Raw genomic sequence first — 26,000 nt, forward strand, 5'->3', positions numbered from 1 at the left:
CCTTGTGGTCCGGTCGGTTTCGCGGGTCTGTCGCGATGGCCGGGGCACGATTCCCCGAGCTTCCGCAAAGCTTCCCTTGGCATAGCTTTGCGGGTATCGCGATGGAAGAGGAAACACCGACAATCCCAAGGGGAGGGGAACCAGCATGGCAGTGACACCGGGCCAGAGGCCGCCGTCCGTGACCGACGAGGAAGCCCTGGACTTCCACTCGATGGGGCGTCCGGGCAAGCTGGAAATCAATCCGACCAAGCCGATGGCGACCCAGCGCGACCTGTCGCTGGCCTATTCGCCCGGCGTCGCGGTCCCGGTCCGCCGGATCGCCGAGAACCCGGAATCGGCCTTCGACTATACGGCGCGCGGCAACATGGTCGCGGTCATCTCCAACGGCACGGCGATCCTGGGGCTCGGCAATCTCGGCGCGCTGGCCTCCAAGCCGGTGATGGAAGGCAAGGCGGTGCTGTTCAAGCGCTTCGCCGACGTCGACTCGATCGATCTCGAGGTGGATACCGAGAATGTCGAGGAGTTCATCAATTGCGTGCGGCTGCTGGGACCCTCCTTCGGCGGCATCAATCTGGAAGACATCCGGGCGCCTGACTGTTTCGTGATCGAGGAGCGGCTGCGCGAGGTCATGGACATTCCGGTGTTCCATGACGACCAGCACGGCACCGCGATCATCGCCGCCGCCGGCCTGATCAACGCGCTGCACCTGACCGGCCGCGACCTGACCTCAACACGCCTGGTGGTCAACGGCGCCGGCTCGGCGGCGATCGCCTGCGTCGATCTGCTGAAGGGGATGGGCTTTGCCGCCCGCAACATCGTCGTCTGCGATACCAAGGGCGTGATCTACCGCGGCCGCGAGAGCGGCATGAACCAGTGGAAGTCTGCCCATGCGGTGGAGACCGACCATCGCACTCTCGCCGAGGCAATGGACGGCGCCGACGTGGTCTTCGGCCTGTCGGCCAAGGGCGCGCTGACCCCGGCGATGATCGCCTCGATGGCCCCGAACCCGGTGATCTTCGCCATGGCCAATCCGGATCCGGAGATCACGCCGGAGGAGGTCGCGGAGATCCGCTCCGACGCGATCATGGCGACCGGACGCTCGGACTATCCCAACCAGGTCAACAACGTTCTCGGATTTCCCTACATCTTCCGCGGCGCGCTGGACGTGCGCGCGACGACGATCAACGAGGAAATGAAGGTCGCTGCTGCCGAGGCGCTGGCGGCGCTCGCCCGCGAGGACGTGCCGGACGACGTGGTCGCCGCCTATCGCGGCCAGCGGCCGCAATTCGGGCCGCGCTACATCATCCCGGTGCCATTCGATCCGCGCCTGATCTCGGCAATCCCGCAGGCCGTCGCCCGGGCCGCCATGGCGACCGGCGTCGCCCGCCGCGCGATCGAGGATTTCGAGGCCTACGACAAGGAACTGCGCTCGCGCCGCGACCCGATCGTGTCCACCCTGCAGCGCATCTATGACGGCGTGCGCCGCGACCCGAAGCGCGTCGTCTTCGCCGAAGGCGAGGAGCCACAGGTGATGCGTGCCGCGCTCGCCTATGTGAACCAGAATCTGGGCACTGCCATCCTGCTCGGCCGCGAGGCCGAGATGCGCGAGACCGCCCGCGAGGCCGGCATCGATCTGGAACGGCCGGGGCTGGAGATCATCAATGCGCGGCTGTCCAACCGTGTGGAGGCCTATACCGACCTCCTCTACAGCCGACTGCAGCGCAAAGGCTATCTGCATCGCGACTGCGTGCGGATGATGCGCAACGACCGCAACCATTTCGCCAGCGCCATGGTCGCCACCGGCGACGCGGACGCCATGGTGTCGGGCGTGACGCGCAACTACCAGACGGTGCTTGCCGACGTGACGCGCGTCCTCGACGTGGCGCCGGGCCACTGCATGATCGGCGTCTCGATCGCCCTGTGCCGCGGCCGAACGGTACTGGTCGCCGACACGGCGGTGCACGACATGCCGAATGCCGAGGAACTCGCCGACATCGCGGTGGAGGCGGCCGCCATGGCCCGCAAGATGGGCTACGAGCCCAGGGTGGCGATGCTGGCCTATTCGACCTTCGGCAATCCGCCGGGAGACCGGGCCCAGAAGGTGCAGGATGCGGTCCGCATCCTTGACACCCGGAACGTCGATTTCGAGTATGACGGCGAAATGAATGCCGACGTGGCGCTCAATGCCGAACTTATGGAGCAATACCCGTTCTGCCGGCTCTCCGGCCCTGCCAACGTCCTGGTGATGCCGGCCTTCCATTCGGCGTCGATCGCCACGAAGATGCTCCAGGAACTCGGCGGCTCCAAGGTGATCGGACCGCTGTTGGTCGGTCTGGAGCGGCCGGTGCAGATCGTATCGCTGGGTGCCCGCGATTCCGACATCGTCAACATGGCGGCCATCGCAGCCTATGACGCGATCGGCTGAAGCGGGACTATGAGCTGGCGGAACCGGTCCACCCGCCGGCACCGCTGCGTTCACCGGCGAGGGCGTTGTCCTGCCGGCCGGTTTACGCCATCTGAGGATTGTCAGCCTGCGTTCATCGCAGGCATGCTAGGGCGACATTCTGCCGGCGGATCACGGGGCCGAATGTCGCCGTCGGCGGATGGGAAAGACCGGAAATGTTGCGGCCCGGCCTTTCCCCTGAGAACACAGTTTGCCGCGACCCCAAACGTCGACAGGCTATCGCCTGAGGAAGTCGAGCCATGCTGAACATCGTGAAGATCGCTGTCGCTGCCGTTCTAGCGATGACACTGGCAGCCGTGGCGCAGGGCAATGACGAGAAGGTCAACGTCCTGCAGTATGCCTTGTCCCACCCTTCGGACAATGCGCAGATGCAGCGGGCGCCGGCGCTCGGGGACTCGGTCCCGGCGAGCGTCAATCTGCAGCAGGCCAATGGCAATACCAGCTTTGCCTATTTCTACTGGGCCGGCCAGCCGGTGATCGTGGACCTGAAGACCCGCAGTATCGTGCGCATCGGCGGGTAGCGGTGCTGCGCACCCGTCGCCGCTGCCGCAATACGGGCGGGCTGGGCTTCAGGTGATGCTCAGGCCGCGAAACGGCCGGCATCGGCGCCGTAATGGCCGATATAGCGCGGATTGATCCGATCACGCGGCAGCACCACCAGAACGTCGGTCGTGCCGAACTGGTGATCGACCACCGCCCCTTCCCCGATATAGCCGCCGAGCCGCAGATAGCCCTTCAGCAGCGGCGGCATCTGCGCCAGCGCCGACCGCATGTCGATGATCTCGCCGAGATCCGGGATGGCGGTCACGCGATGCGCATGGGCACGCACGGCCCATTCGGCCGGAGCCGGCGCGTTCTGTTTCAGGAAGGCCAGAGGTAGCGCCAAGGCCTGCGTATTCGTGCCGGCTAGCGAGGCGCATCCGAACAGGACGTCCACGTCGTTGGCCAGGACATAGCTCCAGATCCCCTGCCACAGAAGTTCGACCGTGCGCTTGCCGCGATAGTCCTTAAGGACGCAGGAGCGGCCGAGTTCGAGAAAGCGCTTGCCGGGGTGACGGGCGAGCATCGGCGCGATGTCGAATTCCTGCGCGGTGTAGAAGCCGCCGGCGAGCGCCGCCATCTCCGGTCGCATCAGCCGGTAGGTGCCGACGATCCGGTCCGTCGACGAGCCGCCGCGCGCATGGTCGACCACCAGGAGATGGTCGCAATAGCGGTCGAACACGTCACGGTCGCGCCGCGTCATCTTCTGGAACTTCGAGGGCTGGGCGCTCATCTCCTCGTAGAAGACGTGATAGCGCAGCTGCTGGGCCGCCTTCACTTCGGCAGACGTGCGGGCGAGCCGCACCTCCAGTTCGCCGATCCGGCCGAGGACCGGGGTCGCAGGATCGAAACGGCGCGGGACGCGGCGCATCTTGGCCGGCACGAAGCGCAGCACGACATTGCCGAAATCGAATGATGCCGGCCGCTGGCCGGCAGTAGATACATGTCGGGTCCCGTCCAAGGTCATCGCCACACTCCATCGATCCATGCTGCCGAGGCGGTACAAAGCTTCGGCGACCGTTTGATGACTGCCGCCCGAAACCGCTCCGCATCCGCCTTGCCGTGGGGCCCGACGGTCGTCCCGTCTCGACGTCCGCGCAATCCCCGTGCGCCCGGCTTCCCGCGCCGCCGGCTCACGGCCGGCAGAGCCTTCGACGATCGAATCAAACTGGTGACGCCCCGGCCCCCAATCAACTCATGCCCACGACGACACGTCCACGGATTCCGCCGTCGACGATCTTCTCGGCGGCGTCCACGATACCATCAAAGTCGGTCTCGGTCGCGATGGATCGGAGCTTGGCCGGATCGAGATCCCGCGACAGCCGACGCCATGCCTCCAGCCGCCGCGGCTTCGGCGCCATCACCGAATCCACGCCGAGCAGCGAGATTCCGCGCAGGATGAACGGTGCCACCGAGCCAGGTAGATCCATGCCCTGGGCCAACCCGCAGCAGGCGACAGCGCCGCCATAGCTTGTGGCGGCCAGGACATTGGCGAGCGTGTGGCTGCCAACCGCGTCGACGCCGGCGGCCCAGCGTTCCCTGGCGAGGGGCTTGCCCTTTTCCGACAGTTCCGCCCGGTCGATGATCTCGCTGGCGCCCAGATCGCGCAACCAGTCGGCCTCGGCGGGACGGCCGGTCGAGGCGATGACGGTCCAGCCAAGCTGCGACAGCAAAGCCACGGCCACGGAGCCGACACCGCCCGAGGCACCGGTCACGACCACCGGGCCACTTTCGGGCCGCATGCCGGCGTCCTCCAGGGCCATCACCGACAGCATCGCCGTGTAGCCGGCCGTGCCGATCGCCATGGCGTCCCGTGCCGTGAAGCGTTTCGGCAGCGGCACCAGCCAGTCGCCGTTCAGCCGCGCCCGGCCAGCAAAGGCGCCGTAATGGGTCTCGCCGACGCCCCACCCATTGAGAACGACCTTGTCGCCCGCCTTCCACTCGCCGTGGGTGGAGTGCAGCACCGTGCCGGCCAGATCGATGCCGGGGATCATGGGCCAGCGCCGCACCACGGGCGCACGGCCGGTGATCGCCAGCCCGTCCTTGTAGTTCACGGTGGTCGCCTCGACGGCGATGTCGACATCACCGTCCATCAGTTCGTCAGGCGACATCTCGACGACATCGACGGACTGATTCTTGGCCTCGTCCCGCGACACCAAAATTGCCCGGAATGTTTCCGTCATCGTGTCCCTCCCCATTGTGCCGTCCGTCTGCCCGAGAGAGGGCACACAGCCTTTTAGTCAATCGGATGCGCTGTCGGACCGGGTGCCGGCACGCTCGCGCCGGGGTTGCAGAATGAACTCGTCGAAGAGGATGACGATGGCACCGACCGTGATGCAGGCATCGGCCAGGTTGAAGATCGCAAAGGCCCAGACCGGCGTGTGGAAATAGATGTAGTCGATCACGTAGCCGAGCAGAACGCGGTCGATCAGATTGCCGATCGCGCCGCCGACGATGATCGCCAGGCCGAAATGGGTCAGCCGCCGGTCAGCCGGGGTCTTCACCCACAAGATCAGCACGACCACCAGCACGATGCCGGCCAAGGCAGCGAGCCCCGTGTCGCCCACCCCGGAAAACATCGAGAAGGCGATGCCGTCATTGCGGGCGTGATAGATCGCCAGGAACGGCAGGATCTCGATCGCCTCGCCCAGCGCCATGCGGGCAACGACCAGCGCCTTGATGGCCTGGTCCGCAGCGACGGCGAGCACGACGACGAGAATGTTGAATAGGACGAGGTTGCGGGTCAAAGCGTAAGGGCTCCCCGACGCGCCTCGAACAGCATCACGCCCGTGGCGACGGCCAGATTGAGGCTGTCGGCCTGGCCGGACTGGGGAATGCGCACGAGGACGTCGCAGGCCCGGGCGAGCGGGACCGAGAGGCCGGCCTGTTCGTTGCCCATCAGGAGGATCGTCGGCTGGGCGCCGTATTCGGGCTTGCGGTAGTCGACGGTGCCGTCCATGTGCGTGCCGGCGACCAGGCCGGAAAAGCCCTTGCGCCACGCCAGGAACTCGGCCTCGCTCGCCTTCGCCAAGGGTACGGCGAAGATCGAGCCCATCGTCGCGCGCACGGTCTCCAGCGAGAACGGATCGACGGTCTCGCCGATCAGCACGACCCCCTTCGCGCCTGCGGCATCAGCGGTCCGCATCACCGTACCGAGATTGCCGGGATCGCGAACCCGGTCGAGCGCCAAGATGACGTTTCGGCCCGAGACGTCCAGCTTGGCGAGCGGCGTCAGGCGGCGTCGGAAGACGCCGACCGCATTCTGCGGATTGTCGCGGCGGGTGATCGCCTCCAGCACCTTGGCATTGGCTTCCAGAACGTCGCCGCCGAGCGAGACGGTGCGCGCGGCGGTCTTCTCTAGGAATTCATGCCCGGCCGCTGCCCGCGCGATGACCAGCGTCTGGATTTCCCAGCCGGCGTCCAACGCGTCGCCGACGAGCTTCAGCCCTTCGGCCAGGAACAGGCCGGTCTCGTCGCGATGGCGCTTCTGGGCGAGCGCCCGGATGTCCTTGACGATCGGGTTGGAGACGCTGGACACCTCCTTGACCCGGCCTGGCGCCCGTGTCGGGGCGAAATGCGGGCGGGGGTCTTCGGTCTCGGGCGGGCGCGATCGGTCAGACATCGGCAGCACTCCAACGGGAAAACAGGGATGTCGACAAAAGCCGCGGCTCGGCGCCGGCCTCGCGGATGACGAGCTCGCCCGAGGCCAGCTCCCCGCCGAAGCCCCGCAGGGTCTCGCCCATCAACGCCGACAGGGAGAAGAAGGAGGCACGGATCGAATAGGCGGTGAGGATCACGAAGAGCGGCCTGTCGGAAAGGAGGGCCCGGGTCAGCGCCAGGAGATACGGCAGATCGTCGAACAGCTGCCAGACCTCTCCCTTGGGACCGCGGCCGAATTTCGGCGGATCGAGCAGGATCGCATCGTAGCGGCTGCCGCGCTTGATCTCGCGCTCGGCATAGCGGACCGCGTCCTCGCAGATCCAGCGGATCGACCTGTCGCTCAGCCCGGCCATTTCCTGGTTCTCGCGAGCCCAGCCGATCGCCTTCTTGGACGCATCGACATGGGTGACGTCTGCCCCGGCCCGCGCCGCCACCAGCGAGGCGACGCCGGTATAGCCGAACATGTTGAGCAGCCGGACCGGCGTCTGCCGCTCGCGGTTCGCCCTGCCGATGGCCTCCTCGGCGAAGCGCCAGTGCGCCGCCTGCTCGGGAAACACGCCGACATGGCGGAACGAGGTAAAACGGCCCTGATAGGAGAGCCCGTCATAGCTGAGCGGCCAGGTCTCGCCGAGCGGCACCTTGGGAAAGCGCCAGCGGCCGGTGCCTTCCTCGTCCGTGTCGCCGGTGAATTCGGCGTCGGAGTCCTGCCATTGGGCCGGATCGCGCGGCTCCCAGATCGCCTGGTTCTCGGGACGGCGCACGACCAGGGGGCCGTAGCGCTCAAGCTTCTCGCCGCGGCCTGAATCCAGGAGTGCGTAGTCGGGTGTGGCCTCGACGGTCAGGATCAGTGGACCGGTTTCCGGCGGCCGCTTGCCGGTCGGCGCCGGCAGGTCGAGCCGCGCAGCCACAGGCGGGTCGCTCCGTCCGGCCCTGGTCTCACTCGCCTGCGAGGCCGGTGCCGGGGCACGCACGCGCTGGCGCCCGGCGCCGGTGTCCGTCACCTGCGCGGAGCCCGATTTTGCCGCCATCTTGCGGCTCGTCCGCCGTGCTCGCGCCAAGACGAGCCTCCCTGAATGTTTGGTTGGAAGCGCTCCTTACCGGTTCCGCCGCATCTTGGCAAAGCGATGCAAAACGTGGTCGTTAGGGGCGACGTCATGCAAGCGGGGCCGCATCTGGACGTCCCCGCAAACCAGGGAGGAACTGTCGATGGATCTCAAGGGCGAATACCGGCTGCCGGCGCGACGCGAGGCCGTGTGGGCGGCGCTGAACGACACCGACGTGCTGCGCGCCTGCATTCCCGGCTGCCAGAGCCTGGAGATGACCGGAGAGAACGAGATGGCGGCGACCGTCGTCACCAAGATCGGCCCGGTGAAGGCGAAGTTCGAAGGCCAGGTCCGGCTGGAGAATATCGATCCGCCGCAAAGCTACTCGATCGTCGGCGAGGGCAAGGGCGGCATCGCCGGGTTCGCCAAGGGGGGCGCCGACGTGCATCTGGCCGAAGACGGCGACGAGACGATCCTCACCTACGAGGTGAAGGCGCAGGTCGGCGGCAAGATCGCCCAGCTCGGCGGCCGGCTCATCGATTCCACTGCCAAGAAGCTGGCCGGGCAGTTCTTCGACTGTTTCGCGGAGAAGGTGTCGGGCGGCGCTAGCAACGCCGAAGGCGAGACCGAAGCGGTCTGAGGGATCGTCAGGCGCGCATCAGGGCCCCGTACGTCCCGACCGAATGCACAACGGACGCTCTGGATTACATATTCCCGCAGCGGCGCAGGATGGCGACGCCGGATTCGACCGGTTTCGCCTGCGCCAGCGGAAGGGCCCCTTTAGGCAGCGCGGGAGGTAACCAGCGAGGTGGATCCGGACGGACCGGACACCCTCGCCCGTTCTTCCTGCAGGTGGCGCAGCTTGGCCTCGCTCTCGCTCGCCTCGCGCCGCAGCCGCTCAACCTCGTATTTGCGCTTCCAGGATTTGCGCCGGTAATGCGCCTGGGTCATCCAGGTGCCGATGCCGCCCAGGACGACGCCGAGGATCATCGCGCCCAGAAGCAGGATGAACAGCGGAGCCGAGAAGGCCAGCTGCGGCAACGTCCCGATCGGGTCCAGCGACACCGGGATCGACTGACGATTGGCCACGCAGAAGACGATCAGCACGATCGCGATCGGCACGAGAATGATGAAGGACAGGATTTTGGAGATCATCAGACTTCGCCCCAGACTTAGTTTCTCGATACGCCGGTTCCTCGGCGTGTCAGCGCTTTGACCGGCCGGAGCCGACGCCGGCACCTGAAGATGGGCCGCGACGGGGCCGCGTCAATCATCGGCGCGATTTCACCGCCGCGTCCGCGGCCGGGCTCACGCACAGTATCAAGCTGTCCACGCCCCGGCTCGCACGCATCGGGCCGGCCTTCGCATATCACCGCCCCCGCGAAAGCTCGGTGGCGGCGCTGCGTCAGTCGGCGTTGAGCCGCTCGCGCAGTTCCTTGCCGGCCTTGAAGAAAGGCACCCATTTCTCCTCGACGGCGACCGCCTCGCCAGTCCGCGGATTACGGCCCGAGCGGGGCGGACGGTGCTTGACCGAGAAGGCGCCGAAGCCGCGCAGCTCGACCCGGTTCGATTCGCAGAGCGCCCCGGTGATCTCGTCGAAGATCGCGTTGACGATCGTTTCCACGTCGCGCTGGTAGAGATGAGGATTGCGCGTGGCGATGGCCTGCACGAGTTCCGACTTGATCAAGCGACTGCTCCCCTGAGCCCATGAAGAAACGGCCGCGACCGCTTCGCCGCGATCGCAACGGCAAGGCAGAACACGACAATCCAGTTGTTTCCACCACTTAACGCAGTGGCGATGAACCATCGAGAGGCTGCCAGAGCGACACGAGACCGTCAAGGTGACCGGCCTTGCGAAGGACGGCCGATGCCAGCGATGCCGACCGGGGATCGAGACCCAGAACGTCGTAGAATGCGGCGCGGGCGCCGGCGAAGATCGACAGGTCGAAGCCGTCATCCTTGGGCTCGCGATCGATGATCCGGATACCACCTTCGATCCCGCGATCCTCCTCGAGCCAGCGGCGAACCTCGTTCTCGCCGCCGAGCGCGTCCACCAGCCGGTTCTTGAGGCCCTGCTGGCCGCTGAAGATCGAGCCGTCGGCCAGGACCCGGGCTTCGGCCAGGCTCATGTCGCGCCGCTCGGCGACCAGCGCGACGAACCACTCATAGGTGTCCATGACCAGACGGCTGATCATCTCCTTCGCCGCTTCCGGCGCCGGTGCGAAGGGCGACGGCTCGGCCTTGAGCGGCGCGGACTTGATGGCGTTGATCTCGACGCCGACGGTGTCGAGCAACACCGAGGCGTCGACATACTGGAAGATGACGCCGATCGAACCGACAATGGAGGTGCGCCGGGCGACAATGTGATCGGCGCCGGACGCAATCATGTAGCCGGCCGATGCCGCCAGGGTGCCGATCTCGGCCGCCACCGGCTTCACCTCGGCGATGGCGCGTACTGCCTCGTAGATGGACTCGCCGCCCACGGTCGTCCCGCCGGGTGAGTCGATGCGCAGGACGACCGCCTTTACGGCATCCTCGTCCTTCAGCCGGTCAAGAAGGTCCAGCAGCTTCTGGTCCTCCAGGATCATGCCCTCGATCGAGACGCGGGCGATCTGGTCGCCGGATGTCGCTGCGCGGTCTGCCGACAGGACATAGGCGCCGACCGCTATGGCGATGGCGACGATCACGATGGCGGCAACCCGCCAGAAGCTCAGCTTGCGGCGCAGCCGGCGACGGTCGATCAGATCCTCGGCGATCGCGGACATGGGGCTCTCCGTGCATGCGAACACGCAGTCGTCCGCGCCGCGACGGTTACAGCATCACCCCGCAATATGGAATCGGTTTTCGGCGCAACACGCGGTTGCTGGCGGAAAGCGTATCGATTGCGGTGACAACCATTCCCATATGATGCTGGCCGAGGCACACGAACAATTCACTTTTTACGCGTAGTGTTAACGTCTGTCTGCCGGTCGAACGCAAAAACCCCGTATTGCTGTGCAGGATGCGGGGGCTGCTTTTCACGTGCCGCAGGGTCTGGCACGGAGCAATGGCACCCAGAGGACGAGATCGATGGTAGACAGCAACCATCCCGAGTTGCGCGCGACCAGCGGGGCACATGACCGGTTGCAGCCGGCGTCGCGCGCGTCGCGCGAGTTCGTTCGCGCGCGACGCCACTCGCGGCTGGTGCGGATCCTCAAGATAGGGTTGCCGGCCCTGGCCGCGCTGATCGTCGTCGGCGGCATCGCAGTGACCTGGGTGGCGCGCAGCCTGCCGGAGGATTTCTCGGTTGTCGGCACGTCCATCGAGGACGGCCGCATCGTCATGGAAGACCCGCGCATGTCCGGTATCGACTCCAACAACCGACCTTATGAACTGATCGCCGAGCGGGCGATCCAGTCTCTGGGCGGCGGGGGCGTCGATCTGGAAAAGATTACCGCCAAGATCGCGATCGACGATGACACGACGGCCGATATCTTGGCTGCCGCCGGAAAATACGACCCTACCGCCGAAACCCTGAAGCTTGACGGTGGCGTGCAGGTCGATACGACCAGTGGCATCACCATCAGCCTGGCCGCCGCGGACATCGACATCGCCAGCGGCGAGATGAAGGGTCGCGGCCCGGTCCGGATCGAGACACCGAACCAGACGATCGAATCGAGCTCGCTGAATCTTTCGGACGGCGGCGCAGTGATTACCTTTGGCGGGCGGGTCAAGATGCTGCTGCGCCCCGAACCGCCGTCGCAAGCCCTGCAACAAGCGTCAACCAGCGAGTAACCAATGCGAAGCTTCATCTCCCGCAGCGCCATCATTGCCAGCGCCGCCCTCCTCGCCGGGCTCGCCGTAGGCTCGCCTGTCGGGGCCCAGCAGACCGAGCCCGGACTCGGGCAGAGCTTTGGCGGCCTGCAGGTCGACGGCGACCAGCCGATCTCGATCGAGTCGAACCAGTTGGTCGTGGATGATGCCCAGGCAATCGCGACCTTTACCGGCAATGTCCAGGTCGAGCAGGGAGAAACCGAACTGCGCACCGGTCGGCTCGTGGTCACCTACAAGAAGGACGAGAGCGCCGACGGCCAGGCGTCCCGCGGGGGCGGCGGCCTGCCGGGCGGTTCGAACCAGATCGAGCGCCTGGAAGCCAGCGAGAAGGTCTACGTGAAATCGGCCGATCAGGTCGCCACCGCCGACCAGGCTGATTTCGACATGACCAGCCAAGTGGTGGTGATGCGCGGCAATGTCGTCCTGACACAGGGCCAGAACGTCGCCGAGGGCTGCCGGCTGACAATACAGATGGATACCGGCCTGGCGCGCCTCGAGAGTTCTTGCGATGGCGTCGACACGGGCGGTCGTGTGCGCTTGATGCTGACGCCGGGCGCCGGCCAGGCGACGAATTGAGACGCGCCTTGAAACGCCAGCCCGCAGAATCCTTGATGTCAGCGTCGCAAGCGGGCCTGGAGCCCGCCGCGCCGGCGTACGACCCGCACGATGGCCTGGACGGGCGCGAAGGTCTCTTGCCGGACGAGGCGGAAGGAACGCTGGCGGCTGCCGGCCTGACCAAGACCTATCGCGGCCGCCGCGTCGTCGACGATGTGGGACTCATGGTCCGACGCGGCGAAGCGGTCGGCCTGCTCGGCCCCAACGGCGCCGGCAAGACGACCTGCTTCTACATGATCACAGGCCTCGTCCCCGTCGATGCCGGCCGCATCATGCTCGACGGCCACGACATCACGGCGGTGCCGATGTATCGGCGCTCGCGCCTCGGCATCGGCTATCTTCCCCAGGAAGCGTCGATCTTCCGTGGCCTGTCGGTGGAGGACAACATCCGCGCCGTGCTGGAGGTCGTGGAACCCGATCGCGACGTGCGCGAGGCAGAGCTGACGGCGCTGCTCGGCGAATTCCACATCGACCACCTGCGCAAGCAGGCCTCGACATCGCTGTCGGGCGGCGAGCGGCGGCGCTGCGAGATTGCCCGTGCCCTCGCTTCCAAGCCGACCTTCATGCTGCTGGACGAGCCCTTCGCCGGCGTCGATCCGATCGCCGTCTCCGACATTCAGGAACTGGTGCGGCATCTGACCAAGCGCGGCATCGGCGTCCTCGTCACTGACCACAATGTCCGCGAGACGCTGGGTCTGATCGACCGCGCCTACATCATGCATGCCGGCGCGGTGCTGACCCACGGCAAGCCGCAGGAGATCGTCGATAATCCCGACGTGCGGCGATTCTATCTCGGCGACGAATTCAGCTTCTAGAAACCGTCGCCCAAATCATGCGCAGCCGGAAGGCGGGCCACGCGCCCTGCGGCCGCGGATCGACTGCCACGCCACCGCAGCCGCAGGGCAGCGCGCCGAGAACGGCCTCGGCAGTCTCTTGCCCCGATCGAACTCACATTGACAACGAATGTGGCAAACCGCTTTGATGGCCGGGAAAGGACGGCGGCATCCCGCGGTTCTGATCGGAATGATAACCGTTCCCGTCAACAGACCCGTCCCGGGTCGGCAGGCCCGTCCTGGGGGAGTGTCTCGGCGTCCATGGCTCTTTCCGCCAAACTGCAGATGCGGCAATCGCAATCGCTGGTGATGACGCCCCAGCTGCTGCAATCCATTCGACTCCTGCAGTACAGCAATGTCGAACTGGCGGCCTATGTCGCCGGAGAGGTGGAGCGCAATCCGCTGCTCGCCGCAGGCGCGGCCGAGCCTGCCGGCGATTCGGCGGTCCCAGCCGATATGCCCGTGCCGATGGCTTCGCATGACGAGGCGGCTGCCGGGACGCCGATTACAGGTTCGGAGAACGACAGCGCCACCTTCGAGAGCGGCTTTGCAGGGCGCGAGGAGGCCGTCGACCGGCCCGAGCGTGCAGACATTGGCCGGCGCGGCGAAGGCCGCATCATGGCCTCCGAGCATGATTTCAGCGTCGAGGATCTGGCCGAACGGCAGCCATCGCTCAACGCCCACGCCCGGTCGGAAGTGCGCGATGCGCTGTCGGCCGGTCCCGCCCGGAAGATCGGAGAGGCCATGGTCGAGCATCTCGACGAAAGCGGCTATCTGCGGCTGTCCTGCGACCAGCTTGCCGCAGATCTGGGCGTCACGGTCGAAGACATCGAGCCGGTGCTGGCAACCATCCAGAGCGAGGCGACACCGGCCGGCCTGTTCGCCCGCGATCTCGCCGAATGCCTCGCCATCCAGCTTCGCCGCCGCAACCGCTTCGACCCCGTCATCGCTGCGGTGATCGGCAATCTCGACCTTCTCGCACGGCGCGACTTCGCGGCGCTTCGACGGCTGACCGGCGAGGACGAACCCGGACTGATGGATATCCTGGCCGAGATCCGGGGACTCGACCCCAAGCCCGGTCATGCCTTCGATCATGAGGGTTTCGAGGCCATCGTCCCCGACGTCATCGTGACCGAGGCGCAGGACGGCGGCTGGCAGGTCGAGCTCAATCCCGAGGCCCTGCCCCGCGTCCTGGTCGACAATGACTATCTGCGCACCGTGCGCAGCGGCGGCTTGTCCGACGATGACCGCGTGTTCATCGGCGAATGCCAGCAATCGGCAAATTGGCTGGTGCGCTCGCTGGACCAGCGGGCAAAGACCATCGTCAAGGTCGCCAGCGAGATCGTGCGGCGGCAGGACGGCTTCCTGACCAAGGGCATCGGCGGGCTGAAACCGATGACGCTGACGTGCGTCGCCGAAGCGATCGGCATGCACGAATCCACCGTCAGCCGGGTGACCGCGACCAAGTTCATCGCAACGCCCCGCGGGACCTTTGAAATGCGGTTCTTCTTCACGGTGGCGATCGCCTCGGCAAATGGCGGCGATGCCCATTCGGCCGAGAGCGTGAAATACCGGATCAAGCTGCTGATCGATGGGGAAAGCCAGGGCAAGGTGATGTCTGACGACGACATCGCCGCCATATTGAAGAAGGAAGGAGTCGATCTGGCCAGGCGCACCGTGGCGAAATATCGCGAGGCGCTCGGCATTCCCTCCTCAATCCAGCGCCGGCGCGAGATGAACGCGCGGCGGCTGGCCTCCTGATGGCGGACTCCGCCCCGACGCCGCGCTGGGACCGCGGCGGGTTGCGGACCCCTTTCCCGGACGCGGGGCCGGCCGCGTTGACACTCCGGGCGATCCTCCCTAGAAGGCGCCACTTCTTGAGCCTGGAGGGCGCAATGTCCGATCATGCCGCGATTGCGATGATCGGACGGCATCCAACTCCGGCCCGGCGCGTTCCTGTCGACCGGTTCACGATGCCGGGTCAACTGTCACCGCAAGGGAGCTTCCAGCCATGAGTCTTCGTATCTCGGGTAAGCACATGGACATCGGCGACTCGTTCCGTACGCGGATCAGCGATCGTCTGGGCGAAGCGGTCGACAAATATTTCGACGGAAACTTTTCCGGTACGGTCGTCGTGTCGAAGAACGGCTCCCGTTTCTCGACCGATTGCGTCGTGCATCTCGATACCGGTGTCGTGTTCCAGGCTGCGGGCCAGGCTCACGAACCGGAGGTCAGCTTTGCCGAGGCGGCCGAGCGGATCGAGAAGCGGCTGCGTCGCTACAAGCGCCGGCTGAAGGATCACAAGGCCTCATCGACCGAGCATCGCGACATGACCTATTCGGTCATGGCGGCGATCCCGGAAGAGGACGAAGAGCTTCCCGAGGATTTCTCCCCGGCGATCATCGCCGAGACCACGCTGAAGGTTGGCACGCTTTCGGTTGCCGGTGCTGTCATGGAACTCGATCGTCAGGACGGTCCGGTGGTGGTGTTCCGCAATGCCAAGTCGGGCGATCTGAACATCGTCTTTCGGCGGCCGGACGGCAATTACGGCTGGGTCGACCCGTCGACCTACGCCGAGCGAGCGTGAGCGCCACACAAGGTTTGGGGCTCACACTGACGCGCTCCGCAGGATAAGGCATCGCAGCGATGGACTTCGAAACGCTCATCGAACCGGCGGCGATTCTGCCCGGCTTGCGGGCCAACTCCAAGAAGCAGGTGCTTCAGGAGTTGGCCGAAAAGGCTGCGGAGATCACCGGACTCACCGAGCGTGAGATCTTCGAGACGATCCTGCAGCGCGAGAAGCTCGGCTCGACGGGCGTCGGCAACGGCATCGCGATCCCGCATGGAAAGCTGCCGTCGCTCGACCGGATCGTGGGCGTCTTCGCGCGCCTCAGCCGCCCCGTCGAGTTTGATGCCCTGGACGACCAGCCGGTGGACCTCGTCTTCCTCCTGCTCGCGCCCGAGGGTTCGGGTGCCGACCATCTGAAGGCCCTGTCGAAGGTCGCGCGGCTGCTGCGCAACCCGGAGACGGTGGCCAATATCCGCGGCTCGCGCGACGCCGGTTCGATCTATTCGCTGATGACCACCGCGGCCACGCAGAACGCCGCCTGATCACCCCGATCAGGGGCTGTCACGACCGGTGCGGTCAACGTAAAAAGGCGGGCCTGCCCAAGCAGTCCCGCCTTTTTCATGTCCGATTGTCGGCTGGCCGTCAGTGGGTGCTGACGGTCTGCAACTCGTTCTCGTCGGCGCTGGCCAGGATGCTGCCGCGGTCGTCGGAAACCGCCAGGGGCGTGCCGTCGGCGGAGAACAGCGCCCACAGATTGAGACCCGGCTGGATCGACTTCGCCGCCGGGAAGCGCGCGCGCATGTCGTCGGAGGACATGCGGCGCAGATAGGCGAGATGCCCCTCGCCGATGGCAGCGAGATCCGTTTCGGTCATGGTCGACGCGATTTCATGGGTCATAGGACGTCTCCTTTCTAGGCAAACGTAGGCAGTTCGGGTCAGTCGGCGACCGCGATCTTGATCTTCTTGACGATTCGCTCGGGTTCAGGCTTGGCCAGATCCACGAGCAGAAGGCCGTTTTTCAGTGTCGCCCCGGTGATCCGCATGCCGTCGGCGAGGAGGAAACACTTCTGGAACTGTCGCGCCGCGATGCCGCGATGCAGATATTCGCGCTCCGAATCGTCGCTCTGGCGGCCGCGGATCATCAGTTGGTTCTCTTCCGTCGTGACCTCGAGGTCCTCGGGCCGGAACCCCGCCACCGCCAGGGTGATGCGGATGAGATCCTCGCTCTGGTCATCGGCGGGCCTGGGACGGATCCGTTCGATGTTGTAGGGAGGGTAACCGTCACCGCCCTTGGCGATCCTCTCCAGCGTCCTTTCGACGCTGTCGAAGCCAAGCAGCAGCGGGCTGGAAAACGGCGTCATGCGGCTCATCGGTCGTGAAGTCCTTCGGAAAGCGACTTTCGGTGGCAGCGGCCCTGACAGGCACCGCTCCCGGCCAATGGTTCCCATATGGCGACGACCCTCGCTTCCTTCAATCGTCCGCCGTTCCTCTTCCCATGCAATCCTTCAATGCCATCGTCGCACCGCTTCCTTGCCAAACGAAGAACGGCGGCCCGCCGAGGCAGACCGCCGTTCCATCCATCCGCCCGCCGGCCGGTCAGGAGGCCGTGGCTGCACCCGGACGGAAGTTGAGTGCCACGCCGTTCAGGCAATGGCGCTTGCCGGTGGGCTTCGGGCCGTCGTCGAAGATGTGACCAAAATGGCCGCCGCAGGTGGCACAATGGACCTCGGTGCGGGTGTAGATCAGCCGGTAATCCTCGCGCGTGCCGATGACGTCATCGGACAGGGGCGCCCAGAAGCTGGGCCAGCCGGTACCGGACTCGAACTTGGTCTCGGACGAATAGGCCGGCGTGTCGCAACCGGCGCAGGCGTAGAGGCCAGACGCCTTGTTCTCGTTCAGCGGGCTGGAGAAGGGCCGTTCGGTCGCCTCCTCGCGCAACACCGCGAACTGATCGGGCGTCAGCAGCTTGCGCCACTCATCCTCGGTCTTGGTCACCGGAAAGGCCTCGTCGCTGGCATGGGCGCCGCCGCGGAAGAACAGGCTGCCGCCTACCGCAGTCACTGCAAGCGCGGCCGTGCCTGCCAGGAAATTTCGTCTGCGCATGGTACGTCTCCTTCGTAGGGCCGGTTGGAGCAATCCGCGCGATCTGCGCGCACCTCGGCAGTCTCAAACTTCATATCCGACTGCAGATATGATCGGCTTCGTCGGCAAGTGCCAGCCTGTTACGCAGAAGTGAGAAAGTGCGTGATCCCGCGCCGGTGACGGCGCGGGATCATCGGCTGGCGGGAACCGCCTCTCCCGGGACACAGGATGGCGGCCCCGCCATGCGCCGATTACATGGACGGCATCAGGACCGTATCGATGACATGCACGACGCCGTTCGACTGCATGACGTCGGCCTGGACGACCGTCGCCTTGTTGCCCGCGGCATCCGTGACGATGATGTTGTCGCCGTCCATCGACAGGGTGATGTTCTCGCCGGCAACGGTCGGGGCCGGGTGCTCGCCGCCGTCATCCTCGATCATCTTCATCGCCTCTTCCGACGACGCCTTGGCCGGGACGACGTGATAGGTCAGGATCTTGGCGAGCTGCTCCTTGTTCTCCGGCTTCAGGAGATCCTCGACGGTGCCCTCGGGCAGCTTCTCGAACGCCTCGTTGGTCGGCGCGAAGACGGTGAAGGGACCTTCGCCGGAGAGCGTCTCGGCGAGGCCGGCGGCCTGCACGGCCGCGACCAGCGTCGTCAAGTTCGAGGCTGCGGAGGCGTTCTCGACGATGGTCTTGTCGGCGCTCATCTCGGCGCCGCCGACCATGGTCGTGTCCTGAGCGAAGCTGCCGGAGGTGAAGCCGACGCTGCCGGCGGCAACGAACGAAGCGATGGCGGCCGAACGGATAAGGGTCTTGATCATATCGGTTGTCTCCCAGTGAAACGTGGATTTCCGTGGAAATCGTTGTTTCCTCCCGGTCAGGAGGATGCGGGAGATACGAAGGGTGATGCGGGCCGGCTTCGAAACCGACGATCACGCCTGCGTCAGGCGAACTTGACCGACGGACAGACAAGAAGCGGCGGCATCCGATTGGCTTAAGCGGCAGGCCATCGTGGTTTTACGCATCGCGGCATGGATCCAACGTTCAGCCCATCCCGGCGGCGGGGCGTGATTGCCCTCAGTCCTCGACGCGGCCGCGCAGGTTCTTGATCTGGGAGCGCCCCTTCTTGGCCTTCAGGCGGCGCTCGACCGATCCCTTCGTGGGGCGCGTCTTGCGGCGGGGCGGCAGCGGCGGCTTCAGGGCCTCGCGGACGAGGGCCGCCAGCCTGTCGCGCGCATCCTCCCGGTTGCGCTCCTGGCTGCGGAAGCGGGAGGCCTCGATCAGGATATCGCCATCCTTGGTGGCCCGCTGGCCGGCCAGCCGCAGGAGCCGGCGCAACGCATCGGGATGCAGCGCCTCGCAGGCCGCGGCGGCAAAGCGCAACTGCACGGCGCTCGAGACCTTGTTGACGTTCTGCCCGCCCGGACCGCCGGCACGGATGAACTGCTCCTGCAGGTCTCCGCCCGGGATCGTCACGCGTTCGTTGATCGTCAGGTCGTGATCGCTGGCCATGCCTTCTGCCCCGTCTGCGGCCGGCGCCGCGTCTCGATGGCCATGGATAGCGATGCTGGCGCCGGGCGGCAATGTGGCCGCGAGCTTGCGTGTTCCGGCAGGTTGATCGGGGCCGTCCGGAACTGTGCAGGCCGCGCGGCCTGCCGCACCGTGCCGGTTATTCGGCGGCGAGCGCCTGAGCCGGGGCCGCCTGCATCACCTCGACATCGACGTGATCCTCGAACTTGGCGAAATTGGCCCGGAACATGGCCACCAGCCGCGCGGCCTGCGCGTCATAGGCGGCCTTGTCGGGCCAGGTCGCACGAGGATCGAGGATGGTCGGATCGACGCCGTCCACCGCAACCGGCACCTGGAAGCCGAAATTCGGATCGGCCCGGAACTCGGCGTCTTTCAGGCTGCCATCGAGCGCGGCGGAGAGCAGCGCCCTTGTGACCTTGATCGGCATGCGGTGGCCGGTGCCATAGGCGCCGCCGGTCCAGCCCGTGTTGACCAGCCAGCAATCGACGTGGTGCCGGGCGATGAGATCGCGCAGCAGATTGCCGTATTCGGCCGGATGCCGCGGCATGAAGGGCGCGCCGAAGCAGGTCGAGAACGTCGCTTCCGGCTCGGTGACGCCCTTTTCCGTGCCGGCGACCTTGGCCGTGTAGCCCGACAGGAAATGATACATGGCTTCGGCCGGCGTCAGCCTGGCGATGGGCGGCAGCACGCCGAAGGCATCGGCGGTCAGCATGATGAGGTTGCGCGGATGGCCGTCCACGCCGGTCTCGCTGGCATTGGGGATGAAATGCAGCGGATAGGCGGCGCGGGTGTTTTCGGTCAGCGATCCATCGTCGAAATCGGGGACACGATCCTCGTCGAGGACCACGTTCTCCAGCACCGTGCCGAAGCGGCGGGTGGTGGCGAAGATCTCGGGTTCGGCCTCGGCCGACAGGCGGATGGTCTTGGCGTAACAGCCGCCTTCGAAGTTGAAGATGCCATCTTCGCCCCAGCCATGCTCGTCGTCGCCGATCAGCGTGCGATGCGGGTCGGCCGACAGCGTGGTCTTGCCGGTGCCCGACAGGCCGAAGAACACGGCGCCGTCGCCGTCCGGCCCGACATTGGCCGAGCAATGCATCGGCATCACGCCCTTTTCGGGAAGGAGGAAGTTCAGTGCGGTAAAGACCGACTTCTTCATCTCTCCGGCATAGGAGGTTCCCCCGATCAGGACGAGCTTGCGGGACAGGTCGACGCCGATCACGGTCTCGGTGCGGCAGCCATGGCGCTCGGGATCGGCGCGGAAGGACGGCAGGTCGATGATCGTCATTTCGGGGACGAAATCCTGCAGCGCTTCACGCGACGGCCGGATCAAGAGATTGCGGATGAACAGCGAGTGCCAGGCATATTCCGTGACGACGCGGACGCGGATGGCGTTCTGCGGATCGGCGCCGCCGATCAGATCCTGCACGAAGAGGTCGCGGCCGGCGGAAGCGGTTCCGAAGTCCTCGCGCAGCCGCTCGAAGGCCTCGGGCGCCATGGCCGCGTTATTGTCCCACCACACCGCCGGCTCGGTCAGTTCGTCGCGGACGATGAACTTGTCCTTGGCCGAGCGGCCGGTGTGCTTGCCGGTCGTCGCCACGAAGGCGCCATGGGCGGTGACGCGGCCCTCGCCGCGGCGGATGGCTGTCTCGATCAGCTCCGCCTCGCCGAGGTTCCAGCGCACGGAGGACAGCCCGTCGAGGCCGGTCGTCTCGATTCCGCAGTCAGGATTTCTCGTGCCGATCTCGTCCACTGTCGTCTCCTTGCCGAACGCCCGCGTCTGCAGGCTCAGCGCCCACCATCTTGCCGCCCGTCCAGTAACTACCCAGCGCCTTGCGACAAGCAAGCCCTGCATCTGGAAAATCGACAATCGAAACAGATGCTTAATCGATTAAATACTGTCACGTACCAATATGATCGATTGAAATCGCGGCGGGAGAACGGCGCACCCCTCGTCAGCATCGCCCATCTCTTCGCACCAGGACCGTCGGCCAATTCGCGCCGGCTTTCGGCCGCGGCGCCCGCCAATCGCACTGGCACCTTTCGCGGTCGCACGCATTGTCCTTCCTGACAGCGCCATGGTCTGGCGCCACGACACGAACGGCACAGGAGAGCCACGCATGACCACAAGCGACAGCGAGAAGTTCTGGGACACGATCGGCAATTTCGACACCTGCATGGTGGTGACGCGCGACAATGGCCGGATGCGCGCCCGGCCGATGGCGCCCCGGCTGCGCGGCGACGACAGAAAACTTTATTTCCTGACCGAGCGCATGACCCACAAGGTCGAGGAGATCGCTCTCGACGACGATGTCATCTGCACTTTCTCCAAGCATGGCCAGTACATGTCGCTGTCCGGACGCGCCCAGGTGGTGAGCGACCGCTCGCTCGTCGCCGACCTCTGGGATGCCTCGGCCGAGTCCTGGCTGCCGGAAGGCAAGAACGATCCGGATGTGGTCGTGCTGGTCGTCGATCCGGACGCGGCGGAAATCTGGGACGTGAAGGCCAGCCGGGTCACGCAGGCCTGGGAATTTGCCAGGGCCTATGTGGGCGGCGAGGAGCGTCCGCAGATCGGCGAACACCACAAGGTCGATCTGTAGGCAGCAGCCGCAAGGCGCCGCCGCACGGCGGCGAAGCCTGCTTTCCGCGCGAATCCGCGGCTCTGACAGCCGCCGGCGCGGCGAAATCTTCCGCTACGTCTTTGTAATTTTCCAATCCCGCCACATTTATCGCTGATTGGCGCTGCCGATGGGCGCTCGTGATTGGAAAGTTTTCGCAGAAGGGACATCTGCCTTGTCGGCCGGCGACCCGGTACAATGCCGGCCGCGGCCGAGCCCCTCCGTGACAGGATCGTCGCGGCCAGGGACGGAAATTGGAGAAGATCGCAATGCCAACCATCGCCCTTGTCGACGACGACAGGAACATTCTCGCGTCGGTGTCGATTGCGCTGGAGAATGAGGGCTACCGGGTCGAGACCTACACCGACGGCGCCTCGGCGCTGGAGGGGTTGCAGACGCGGCCGCCCAACTTGGCCATCTTCGACATCAAGATGCCGCGGATGGACGGCATGGAACTGCTGCGGCGGCTGCGTCAGAAATCCGACATCCCGGTGATCTTCCTCACCTCCAAGGATGATGAGATCGACGAGCTGTTCGGTCTGAAGATGGGCGCCGACGACTATATCCGCAAACCGTTCTCGCAGCGTCTGCTCGTCGAGCGCGTGCGGGCGATCCTGCGGCGCGGTGCTCCGCGCGAACCCGCCAAGGCCGGCGGTCCGGTGCCCGAATCCTCGCTGGAGCGGGGTCAGCTGGTGATGGACCAGGAGCGCCACACCTGCACCTGGACCGGCCATCCGGTGACGTTGACCGTGACAGAGTTCCTGATCCTGCACTCTCTTGCCCAACGTCCGGGCGTGGTAAAGAGCCGCGACGCGCTGATGGATGCGGCCTATGACGAGCAGGTCTATGTCGACGATCGCACCATCGACAGCCACATCAAGCGGCTGCGCAAGAAGTTCAAGGCGATCGACGACGACTTCGACATGATCGAGACCCTCTACGGGGTCGGCTACCGCTTCCGGGAAGCGTGACCGAACCCAGGGAAGGCTGATGGCGGCCATCACCGAAACAGAAGCGGGCAGTGGCGACGGCGGGTCGGAGCGGCGCAACCACCGGCGGCGCGAGGCGCTCGTGCGCGGAAGGCTGCGCCGGCTGCCGTTCATCCGCCGCGTCCTCTACCGCACGCGCTGGCTTCTGGGCCACACGATCTTTTCGTCGCTCACCCGGCGCATCGTCTTCCTGAACCTGGTGGCGCTGATCGTCCTCGTCTCGGGCATCCTCTATCTCAACCAGTTCCGTGCCGGGCTGATCGATGCCCGCGTGGAGAGCCTGCTCACCCAGGGCGAGATCATCGCCAGTGCCATCGCGTCCTCGGCGACGGTGGAGACGAACTCGATTACCCTGGATCCCGAGCGCCTGCTGGAGCTGCAGGCCGGCGACACGCTGGCGCCGAGCGCGGAATCCATCGACAGCCTCGACTTCCCGATCAATCCGGAGCGCGTGGCGCCCCTGCTGCGCCGACTGATCTCGCCGACCCGGACCCGGGCGCGCCTCTACGACCGCGACGCCAACCTCATTCTCGATTCCCGGCATCTTTATTCGCGCGGGCAGATCCTGCGCTACGACCTGCCGCCGGTCGCCGTGGACGAGGAGCCCGGCTTCATCGATGCCGCTTCCGACTGGTTCCAGGATCTGTTCCAGCGCCGCGACCTGCCGGTCTATCGCGAGACGCCGGGCGGGTCCGGCGCGTCCTATCCCGAGGTCATGAACGCCCTGACCGGCGGCCCCGCCACCGTGGTGCGGGCCACCGAGGGCGGCGAACTGATCGTTTCCGTCGCGGTGCCGATCCAGCGGTTCCGCGCCGTCCTGGGCGTCCTGATGCTGTCCACCCAAGGCGGCGACATCGACAAGATCGTCCAGGCCGAGCGGACGGCGATCGTGCGCACCTTCGCCGTCGCCTCAGTGGTGACGATCGTCCTGTCGATCCTGCTTGCCTCGACCATCGCGACACCGCTGCGACGCCTGTCGGCCGCCGCGATCCGGGTGCGGCGCGGCGTCAACGAACGCACGGCGATCCCCGATTTCGGCGACCGGGCCGACGAGGTCGGCAATCTGGCCACGGCCCTGCGCGACATGACCAATTCGCTGTATGCGCGCATGGACGCGATCGAAACCTTCGCAGCCGACGTCAGCCACGAGTTGAAGAACCCGCTGACCTCGCTGCGCAGCGCCGTCGAAACCCTGCCGCTGGCCCGCAACGACGCCTCGCGCGAGCGGCTGCTCGAGATCATCCAGCACGATGTGCGCCGGCTCGATCGGCTGATCACCGACATTTCCGACGCCTCGCGCCTCGACGCCGAACTGGCCCGCCAGATCGCCTCACGGGTCGATCTTGCCGCGCTGCTGCGCGCGGTGGTGGACGGCGCCCGCAGCCAGTCCAGGGCAGGCAGGCAGGTGACGATCAGCTTCGAGAAGCAGATCCTGCCAGGCTCGTCGAAGGACGGCTATATGGTGACCGGCCACGATCTGCGGCTGAGCCAGGTCTTCACCAATCTGATCGAGAATGCCCGCTCCTTCGTGCCCGACGAGAACGGGCGCATCGACGTGCTGCTGCGGCGCCGCAACAGCCGGGTGGTGGTGGTGGTGGTCGAGGACAACGGCCCCGGCATCCAGGCCGAGATCATCGACCGGATTTTCGAGCGCTTCTACACGGACCGTCCGTCCGCCGAGGCCTTCGGCCAGAATTCCGGCCTCGGCCTGTCGATCAGCCGTCAGATCGTCGAAGCCCACGGCGGCACGATCCGCGCCGAGAACATCGTCGACGACACGGCGCCGAACGGCGTCGCCGGAGCGCGCTTCATCGTGTCGCTGCCGGCCGAATGAGCGATCCGGCCAATGTCCATGGCAGCGCGGTCCGGATCGGCGATCTCGGCATCCTGATCCGCGGCCCGGCGCGCAGCGGCAAGTCGTCCCTGGCACTGTCGACGCTGCGCCGCTGCGCCGCGCTGGGCCTCGACGCCGTGCTCGTGGCCGACGATCGCATCCTGATCGTGCGGGACGGCGATACGACACTGCACATGTCGGCGCCCGCGACACTGGCCGGACTGATCGAGATCTCCGGAATCGGCATCCTGCGCGAGCCATGCGCGGCATCGGCGGCCCTCGGGCTCGTCGTCGACCTGGTCGATCCGGCCATCATCGATCGATTGCCGGAACCGCGGACGACGACGATTCTCGGCCTGCCGATCCGGCAGGTCGACCTGCCGGCGCGCGATGCGTCCTTCGGCGCCGACATCCTCGCGTCCGTGGTGCTGTCGCCGTTCGCCGACGACGTCTGAAAAGAGGTGTGCTCGCAACTGCGAGCAGGGCCATCATTTAACTTGCGTCGGGACCGAAGGATGGCGAGGATGCGCGCCGTACCGATCGGCGTCGCCGCATCGGTGCACAAAAATATGCGGCCGGATGGCCCAGCGTTTCAGGGAGGCCGCAGCAATGCCGGGCCAGACTAGCGGGAGGTTCGGTCTATGATCGGCCTCGTACTCGTGACTCACGGCCGGCTTGCCGACGAATTTCGTCACGCGGTCGAACACGTCGTCGGCCCGCAGGACGCCTTCGAGACGATCTCGATCGGGCCGGAAGACGACATGGAGCAGCGGCGCGTCGATATCGTCGAGGCCGTGGCCCGGGCGGAACGCGGCAGCGGTGTGATCATTCTCACCGACATGTTCGGCGGAACGCCCTCCAATCTCGCCATTTCGGTCATGGACGGCAATCGGGTCGACGTCCTGGCCGGCGTCAACCTGCCCATGCTGATCAAGCTGGCCAGCGTACGCGAGGAGAAGCCGCTTGCGGTCGCTCTCGTCGAAGCGCAGGAGGCCGGCCGCAAATACATCAATGTCGCCAGCCGGGTTCTGAGCGGCAAGTGAGCACCGATCCCCGCACCCCTGCATCCCGGCCGGCCGAAGCCGGCAGACATTGTTCCATGACCTCATCCCGGACCCCTCCTCCCCGTATCCTGACCATCATGAACAAGCGTGGCCTGCATGCCCGCGCTTCGGCGCGCTTCGTCCAGACGGCCGAGACGTTCGATGCCGAACTGACGATTTCGCGCGACGGCATGACCGTCGGCGGCCAGTCGATCATGGGGCTGATGATGCTCGCCGCGAGCCAGGGCACGACCATCGAGGTCGCGGCCAAGGGCCACGACGCGATGGCAGCCCTCGACGCCATCCAGACCCTCGTCGCCCGCCGCTTCGGCGAGGACAGCTGACGCGTCAGCAAATTCGCCGGTGA

Annotated in this window: 29 protein-coding genes; 15 read left to right on the forward strand and 14 right to left on the reverse strand. The window is 66.1% G+C overall.

What is annotated here, in order from left to right; genetic code table 11:
- Positions 1-145: 145 nt before the first annotated feature.
- Positions 146-2,425 (forward strand): NADP-dependent malic enzyme, encoded by a 2,280-nt coding sequence (locus VQ042_RS04880; protein ID WP_331816163.1) that lies wholly within the window; start codon positions 146-148, stop codon positions 2,423-2,425.
- A 278-nt stretch (positions 2,426-2,703) separates the two neighbouring features.
- Positions 2,704-2,985: a hypothetical protein gene (locus VQ042_RS04885; RefSeq protein WP_331816165.1), complete on the forward strand. Its 282-nt coding sequence runs from the start codon at positions 2,704-2,706 to the stop codon at positions 2,983-2,985.
- A 59-nt stretch (positions 2,986-3,044) separates the two neighbouring features.
- On the opposite strand, the gene VQ042_RS04890 is transcribed toward VQ042_RS04885, so the two are convergent.
- The 5 genes from VQ042_RS04890 to VQ042_RS04910 all read right to left on the reverse strand — a co-directional run bounded on the left by VQ042_RS04890 (position 3,045) and on the right by VQ042_RS04910 (position 7,692).
- Positions 3,045-3,971: a GNAT family N-acetyltransferase gene (locus VQ042_RS04890; RefSeq protein ID WP_331816167.1), complete on the reverse strand. Its 927-nt coding sequence runs from the start codon at positions 3,969-3,971 to the stop codon at positions 3,045-3,047.
- Between the two features lie 223 nt (positions 3,972-4,194).
- Positions 4,195-5,187 (reverse strand): acrylyl-CoA reductase (NADPH), encoded by a 993-nt coding sequence (gene acuI / locus VQ042_RS04895; RefSeq protein WP_331816169.1) that lies wholly within the window; start codon positions 5,185-5,187, stop codon positions 4,195-4,197.
- 57 nt (positions 5,188-5,244) lie between these two features.
- Positions 5,245-5,751, reverse strand: a complete 507-nt coding sequence (lspA, locus tag VQ042_RS04900; protein ID WP_331816171.1) for a signal peptidase II — start codon at positions 5,749-5,751, stop codon at positions 5,245-5,247.
- Positions 5,748-6,626 (reverse strand): TrmH family RNA methyltransferase, encoded by an 879-nt coding sequence (locus VQ042_RS04905; RefSeq protein ID WP_331816173.1) that lies wholly within the window; start codon positions 6,624-6,626, stop codon positions 5,748-5,750. The genes lspA and VQ042_RS04905 overlap by 4 nt, the downstream gene beginning before the upstream one ends.
- A complete protein-coding gene (locus VQ042_RS04910; RefSeq protein ID WP_331816175.1) occupies positions 6,619-7,692 on the reverse strand; it encodes a class I SAM-dependent methyltransferase in 1,074 nt (357 codons plus the stop codon). The genes VQ042_RS04905 and VQ042_RS04910 overlap by 8 nt, the downstream gene beginning before the upstream one ends.
- 178 nt (positions 7,693-7,870) lie before the next feature.
- On the opposite strand from VQ042_RS04910, the gene VQ042_RS04915 reads away from it, so the two are divergent.
- A complete protein-coding gene (locus tag VQ042_RS04915; protein ID WP_331816178.1) occupies positions 7,871-8,347 on the forward strand; it encodes a CoxG family protein in 477 nt (158 codons plus the stop codon).
- Positions 8,348-8,487: 140 nt separating this feature from the next.
- On the opposite strand, the gene VQ042_RS04920 is transcribed toward VQ042_RS04915, so the two are convergent.
- From VQ042_RS04920 to sppA, 3 genes are all read right to left on the reverse strand, one after another.
- The gene (locus VQ042_RS04920) at positions 8,488-8,862 is read right to left on the reverse strand and encodes a LapA family protein (RefSeq protein WP_331816180.1); all 375 of its coding nucleotides are present in this window, start codon (positions 8,860-8,862) and stop codon (positions 8,488-8,490) included.
- Between the two features lie 250 nt (positions 8,863-9,112).
- Entirely contained in the window at positions 9,113-9,394 is a 282-nt protein-coding gene (locus VQ042_RS04925) for an integration host factor subunit beta (protein WP_009211062.1), read from the reverse strand.
- 97 nt (positions 9,395-9,491) lie between these two features.
- Entirely contained in the window at positions 9,492-10,472 is a 981-nt protein-coding gene (gene sppA, locus VQ042_RS04930; RefSeq protein ID WP_331816186.1) for a signal peptide peptidase SppA, read from the reverse strand.
- A gap of 304 nt (positions 10,473-10,776) precedes the next feature.
- On the opposite strand from sppA, the gene lptC reads away from it, so the two are divergent.
- From lptC to ptsN, 6 genes are all read left to right on the forward strand, one after another.
- A complete protein-coding gene (gene lptC / locus VQ042_RS04935; protein ID WP_331816188.1) occupies positions 10,777-11,481 on the forward strand; it encodes an LPS export ABC transporter periplasmic protein LptC in 705 nt (234 codons plus the stop codon).
- A gap of 3 nt (positions 11,482-11,484) precedes the next feature.
- Positions 11,485-12,096 (forward strand): LptA/OstA family protein, encoded by a 612-nt coding sequence (locus tag VQ042_RS04940; protein ID WP_331816190.1) that lies wholly within the window; start codon positions 11,485-11,487, stop codon positions 12,094-12,096.
- A gap of 35 nt (positions 12,097-12,131) precedes the next feature.
- Positions 12,132-12,950, forward strand: a complete 819-nt coding sequence (gene lptB, locus VQ042_RS04945; protein WP_331816192.1) for an LPS export ABC transporter ATP-binding protein — start codon at positions 12,132-12,134, stop codon at positions 12,948-12,950.
- A gap of 279 nt (positions 12,951-13,229) precedes the next feature.
- Positions 13,230-14,729 carry an RNA polymerase factor sigma-54 gene (rpoN, locus tag VQ042_RS04950; RefSeq protein WP_331816194.1) on the forward strand — a complete coding sequence of 500 codons (1,500 nt, stop codon included), beginning with the start codon at positions 13,230-13,232 and terminating at the stop codon, positions 14,727-14,729.
- Between the two features lie 250 nt (positions 14,730-14,979).
- Positions 14,980-15,555 carry a ribosome hibernation-promoting factor, HPF/YfiA family gene (hpf, locus tag VQ042_RS04955; protein ID WP_331816196.1) on the forward strand — a complete coding sequence of 192 codons (576 nt, stop codon included), beginning with the start codon at positions 14,980-14,982 and terminating at the stop codon, positions 15,553-15,555.
- A 59-nt stretch (positions 15,556-15,614) separates the two neighbouring features.
- Positions 15,615-16,079, forward strand: a complete 465-nt coding sequence (gene ptsN / locus VQ042_RS04960; protein WP_331816199.1) for a PTS IIA-like nitrogen regulatory protein PtsN — start codon at positions 15,615-15,617, stop codon at positions 16,077-16,079.
- 100 nt (positions 16,080-16,179) lie between these two features.
- On the opposite strand, the gene VQ042_RS04965 is transcribed toward ptsN, so the two are convergent.
- The 6 genes from VQ042_RS04965 to VQ042_RS04990 form a co-directional block, all read right to left on the reverse strand.
- Positions 16,180-16,434 (reverse strand): DUF1150 domain-containing protein, encoded by a 255-nt coding sequence (locus tag VQ042_RS04965; protein WP_331816201.1) that lies wholly within the window; start codon positions 16,432-16,434, stop codon positions 16,180-16,182.
- Between the two features lie 38 nt (positions 16,435-16,472).
- Positions 16,473-16,907: an Hsp20 family protein gene (locus tag VQ042_RS04970; protein WP_331816203.1), complete on the reverse strand. Its 435-nt coding sequence runs from the start codon at positions 16,905-16,907 to the stop codon at positions 16,473-16,475.
- A 226-nt stretch (positions 16,908-17,133) separates the two neighbouring features.
- Positions 17,134-17,640 carry a peptide-methionine (R)-S-oxide reductase MsrB gene (gene msrB / locus VQ042_RS04975; protein ID WP_331816205.1) on the reverse strand — a complete coding sequence of 169 codons (507 nt, stop codon included), beginning with the start codon at positions 17,638-17,640 and terminating at the stop codon, positions 17,134-17,136.
- Between the two features lie 230 nt (positions 17,641-17,870).
- The gene (locus VQ042_RS04980) at positions 17,871-18,443 is read right to left on the reverse strand and encodes a fasciclin domain-containing protein (RefSeq protein WP_331816207.1); all 573 of its coding nucleotides are present in this window, start codon (positions 18,441-18,443) and stop codon (positions 17,871-17,873) included.
- Between the two features lie 256 nt (positions 18,444-18,699).
- Positions 18,700-19,134, reverse strand: coding sequence for an alternative ribosome rescue aminoacyl-tRNA hydrolase ArfB (gene arfB / locus VQ042_RS04985; protein ID WP_331816209.1), 435 nt, complete (start codon positions 19,132-19,134; stop codon positions 18,700-18,702).
- Between the two features lie 157 nt (positions 19,135-19,291).
- On the reverse strand, positions 19,292-20,902 hold the full coding sequence (locus tag VQ042_RS04990) for a phosphoenolpyruvate carboxykinase (RefSeq protein ID WP_331816337.1): 1,611 nt from the start codon (positions 20,900-20,902) through the stop codon (positions 19,292-19,294).
- A 367-nt stretch (positions 20,903-21,269) separates the two neighbouring features.
- Here VQ042_RS04990 and VQ042_RS04995 point away from each other — a divergent pair, with 367 nt between their 5' ends.
- The 6 genes from VQ042_RS04995 to VQ042_RS05020 all read left to right on the forward strand — a co-directional run bounded on the left by VQ042_RS04995 (position 21,270) and on the right by VQ042_RS05020 (position 25,977).
- On the forward strand, positions 21,270-21,749 hold the full coding sequence (locus VQ042_RS04995) for a pyridoxamine 5'-phosphate oxidase family protein (RefSeq protein ID WP_331816211.1): 480 nt from the start codon (positions 21,270-21,272) through the stop codon (positions 21,747-21,749).
- Positions 21,750-22,036: 287 nt separating this feature from the next.
- Entirely contained in the window at positions 22,037-22,738 is a 702-nt protein-coding gene (locus VQ042_RS05000; RefSeq protein WP_331816213.1) for a response regulator transcription factor, read from the forward strand.
- 19 nt (positions 22,739-22,757) lie between these two features.
- On the forward strand, positions 22,758-24,590 hold the full coding sequence (locus VQ042_RS05005; protein ID WP_331816215.1) for a sensor histidine kinase: 1,833 nt from the start codon (positions 22,758-22,760) through the stop codon (positions 24,588-24,590).
- Positions 24,587-25,045: an HPr kinase/phosphorylase gene (locus VQ042_RS05010; protein WP_331816217.1), complete on the forward strand. Its 459-nt coding sequence runs from the start codon at positions 24,587-24,589 to the stop codon at positions 25,043-25,045. The genes VQ042_RS05005 and VQ042_RS05010 overlap by 4 nt, the downstream gene beginning before the upstream one ends.
- Before the next feature lie 186 nt (positions 25,046-25,231).
- Entirely contained in the window at positions 25,232-25,633 is a 402-nt protein-coding gene (locus VQ042_RS05015; protein WP_331816219.1) for a PTS sugar transporter subunit IIA, read from the forward strand.
- A 56-nt stretch (positions 25,634-25,689) separates the two neighbouring features.
- Positions 25,690-25,977, forward strand: coding sequence for an HPr family phosphocarrier protein (locus tag VQ042_RS05020; RefSeq protein ID WP_331816221.1), 288 nt, complete (start codon positions 25,690-25,692; stop codon positions 25,975-25,977).
- Positions 25,978-26,000 lie beyond the last annotated feature (23 nt).

The organism is Aurantimonas sp. A2-1-M11, from assembly GCF_036549475.1.
In the GTDB taxonomy this organism is placed as follows: Bacteria; Pseudomonadota; Alphaproteobacteria; order Rhizobiales; family Rhizobiaceae; genus Aurantimonas.